The organism is Xenorhabdus eapokensis, from assembly GCF_001908105.1.
This window is the reverse complement of record NZ_MKGQ01000174.1, coordinates 1-580: the sequence shown is the minus strand read 5'-3', so window position 1 is coordinate 580 and position 580 is coordinate 1. Positions and strand designations below refer to the sequence as shown.

The 580-nt window shown below is 40.7% G+C and carries 1 pseudogene; it reads left to right on the top strand.

From position 1 onward, the window contains the following. Positions 1-425: pseudogene (locus Xedl_RS20030) on the top strand (hypothetical protein); the annotation flags it as partial. Between the last annotated feature and the right edge of the window lie 155 nt (positions 426-580).

The following is a 580-nucleotide window of genomic DNA, read 5'->3' as shown; positions in this document are numbered from 1 at the left end:
CAGTCCATTTTGGGATTTTTTTTGATTTGGCGATTAATCAGATCGCAAAAATTGGACTGAGTTCCCTCCAAGTGATCTACTATTTTGAAAGCTTATTTAGAGTGGGTGGTATTAAAATTACGTTTGCCAACGGTTCATCCTATACACTCGGCACAGTAACATCAGAAACGAGTTCAATTGAACTCAATGATAGTGTTATTGAAAGATTGGAAGTATGGGGTAATGGTGCTGTTGATGAGGCGTTATTTACGTTAAGTGATGGACGTCAACTCAGAGTCGGTGAGCGCTACGCCAGAAACTATAGAGATTATGCAGTTGATGGACACTATATTGCAGGGCTGTACTTAGCCAGCGATGAACCTTCACTTGCCGGTCAGGCCGCAGGTATTGCCGTTTCATACCATATGTTGGATGAGAAAAAATAATACCTGACTAATGGAATCTGAATTGTAGATCAACTCCTTGGTTACCTAGTTAACTAACCCGAATTCTGCTTAAGCCATCATTGGAACAGCGTCTTCTGAATAGAAAACTTCCAGTGATGGTTTTTTCAATTTAAGGCAGTAAGCGATCAGTCCAC